4 protein-coding genes are annotated in these 2950 nt (G+C 62.8%); all 4 read left to right on the top strand.

What is annotated here, in order from left to right:
* Window positions 1-1122 (top strand): acyl-CoA dehydrogenase family protein (locus ACH2EI_RS16715; protein ID WP_395160853.1); only part of this gene is annotated, 1122 nt, incomplete at its 5' end.
* 110 nt (window positions 1123-1232) lie between these two features.
* Entirely contained in the window at window positions 1233-1409 is a 177-nt protein-coding gene (locus ACH2EI_RS16710) for a hypothetical protein (protein ID WP_395156701.1), read from the top strand.
* Window positions 1410-1597: 188 nt separating this feature from the next.
* Complete coding sequence (locus ACH2EI_RS16705) at window positions 1598-1876, top strand: hypothetical protein (protein WP_395156700.1); 279 nt, start codon at window positions 1598-1600, stop codon at window positions 1874-1876.
* A gap of 270 nt (window positions 1877-2146) precedes the next feature.
* Window positions 2147-2950, top strand: an 804-nt coding sequence (locus ACH2EI_RS16700; RefSeq protein WP_395160851.1) for an Eco57I restriction-modification methylase domain-containing protein, incomplete at its 3' end; no start/stop codon positions are given.

The following is a 2950-nucleotide window of genomic DNA, read 5'->3' as shown; positions in this document are numbered from 1 at the left end:
GGAGCGGTCTACGACGCAGGTTTGGCCTGGGTGTCGTTCCCTGAGCACCTCGGCGGTCTCGGTCTGCCGGCGTCGCATCAACCGACCATCGATTCGCTGCTGGCTGCCGCTGGAGCAAGCGAACTGCCCCGTGAACAGTTTCTCGGCGCGGCCCTCGCTGGCCCGACGATCGCATCGCATGGCAGCGAGGACTTGCAGCAACGAACGCTCCGCCGGATCTACACTGGTGAGGATTTGTGGTGCCAACTTTTCTCGGAGCCGGCCGCAGGCTCCGACCTCGCCGCCGTGGCTGCGCTCGCTGTCCGCGATGGCGATGAGTGGGTGGTCTCCGGGCAAAAGGTGTGGAATACCATGGCGCACCTCTCGGACAAGGGGATGTTGGTCGCTCGAACTAATCCGGATGCGCCGAAGCACAAGGGTCTCACCTACTTCATGGTGGACATGCACGCATCCGGGATCGAGGTCCGACCGCTGCGTCAGGTGACAGGCGAGGCGGAGTTCAACGAGGTCTTTCTCGATGAGGTGCGGATCCCTGACGCCGACCGAATCGGCGACGTCGGCGAAGGCTGGAAGGTCGCGATGACCACCCTCATGAACGAGCGTACGAGTGTTGGTGGAGGCGGAGCCAGCGGCATTCGCCAAGCCGGTACCGGCCCGATCGCCGAGGCCCTGCGAGTGTGGGATGACCTCCCCCACGAGGAGCGACGAAGCGAACTTCGCAACCGGCTGTCTGATCTTTGGATACGCGCCGAGGCGCTGCGCCTCACCGATCTGCGAGCGAGCTCTGGTCGCGAAGGTCAAGAACCGGGTCCGGAATCATCGATCTCCAAGCTGATGCTCGGACAATCGAACCAGGCGATCTATGAGTTCTGCGTCGACGCCCTGGGAGCGAACGGCCAGATCGACTTCGACTACACGCTCCGCCGGGCCGAGGGGATCGGTCTGGAAGGCCCGCCCGGCTCGGGTCGCCAGATGTTCCTGCGGAGCAGGGCGAACTCCATCGAAGGAGGGACGTCAGAAATCATGAAGAACATCATCGGTGAACGCGTCCTCGGACTTCCTGGCGAACCTCGGGTCGACAGAGACATCCCGTGGCGAGAAGCGAACCGCCTCGGCTCGTAGTAGCCGAATTTCGGGGCCCTCTGCGCACCTGACCCTTCGGAAAGGATCTTCTAAACGACGCATCCTTTCATCTCTCTACCAACCCGGTCTGGTTGTTTACTACGGCGAGCTTGTTAGATCGCTACAACGCCTCGGTCAACGTCATGCGAGGGATTCTGCAGTCCCAGGACGCAGAGGTGACCTACCTGGGCCACAACCGCAGTGTCGACGAAGTCGTGCGAGCCGCGCTCGAAGAAGACGTGCAGGGCATTGCGGTGAGTTCCAATCAAGGCGGATACATGGAGTAAATCTCGTACCTCCTCGACCAACTGCGCGACCAGGGGCTGCCTCCGGATCGCGACCGAGCAGATCTCGTCGGCCGGGGGACCGCGACGTTCGGTGCTGATGAGATGGCGCACGTTGGCGACGTCGTCGTCACTCGAAAGAACGACCGGCGGCGTGAGACGAGCGTCGGCGATCAGGTTCGCAATCGCGAGTGTTCGCCCCTCCGGCGCAACAGAGAATTGACACCGCCCACACAGCGATTGATGGTGGCGAATCGGGCATCAGTACGTTTTACTCTCTCCATCACTGGAGCGGCAGCGAGACTCGTTGCGATCGGCTGGCAAAGCTCGACGGTGCGCTCTCGACCCGGCGCGAATGGGCGGCCGGCGGGCCGGTCGTCGATGTCGAAGCAGGCAACGCCATCAAGATCATGAAGGCCGATAGCGACCCCGCCGGCGGTGACCTCTTGCGCACCTCACCGTGGCTGTAACCGACTGGGCGGAACAGGTCCATCCAACTCTGCTGCCGCAACTCGAGGCAGAACCACCAGCTGTGATTAGAGGGACGGGCCTTGAGCCGTAGTGCCGTCAAGTAACTCTGCGACACCCATCCGTCATGATGGGTCGGGAAGAGAACATCACCCTCGGTTCCAGCGGACCCCAATCAACGACGAGTAGTTTGGAGGTACGCGATGACCGCGGTCCGCCGGTATGCAGAAAGACAACTGAGCCTCGACTTGGGGCAGGAAGTAGACCCACACGTGTTCGAGATCGACGAGAAAGGCGAGCACGGTGAAGTCTTCACGCGCCGCTGGGTCGTCGAACTGATTCTCGACCTCTCCGGCTTCACTGTCGATCAAGACCTCGGCGGCCTGGTCGCCGTCGAACCGTCGTGCGGTTCGGGGGCCTTCCTCGCCCCGATGACGGAGCGCCTGATCGAGTCATGTCGCATCCACGACCGTCCGTTGACCGATATCCGTTCCGCGCTCCGAGCCTTCGATCTCCTCACGGCGAACACTGAGTTGGCGCAGAAGGCTGTCGCTGGAGCGCTTGTCGAAGCCGGCCTGGGCGATGCCGAAGCCAAGTCGATATCGCTGGACTGTGTCCAGTGCGGCGACTTTCTGCTCACCTCGCACGGCGACGATGTGGCGGACTTCGTGCTCGGCAATCCGCCATACGTCCGCCTGGAGGGCGTACCGACTGCGCGTAGCGCCGCCTACCGTCGGGCGTGTCCGACGATGCGCGGGCGGAGCGACATCTTCGTTGGCTTCATCGAGATGGGCCTCCGTGTCTTGAAGCCGGATGGAGTGCTCGGCTTCATTGTCGCCGATCGGTGGATGCACAACCAGTACGGCGCGGACCTTCGCCGGCTCGTCTCTTCGAGCTATGCCGTCGAGGTGATCGTGTCGATGCACGATGTCGACGCGTTCGAAGAACCAGTGTCGGCATACCCGGCGGTCACCGTGATCCGTCGGGCCGAGCAGTCGACAGCGGTCGTCGCCAACGCGACAAAGTCTTTCGGTGAAGCGAATGCGCCGTCGCTGACGAAGTGGGTGAACTCCCGC

Origin of the sequence: Ilumatobacter sp. (assembly GCF_041688325.1) — a bacterium.
Lineage (GTDB): Bacteria > Actinomycetota > Acidimicrobiia > Acidimicrobiales > Ilumatobacteraceae > Ilumatobacter_A.
The sequence above is the reverse complement of the archived record's forward strand: the minus strand, read 5'-3'. Positions and strand labels throughout refer to the sequence as shown.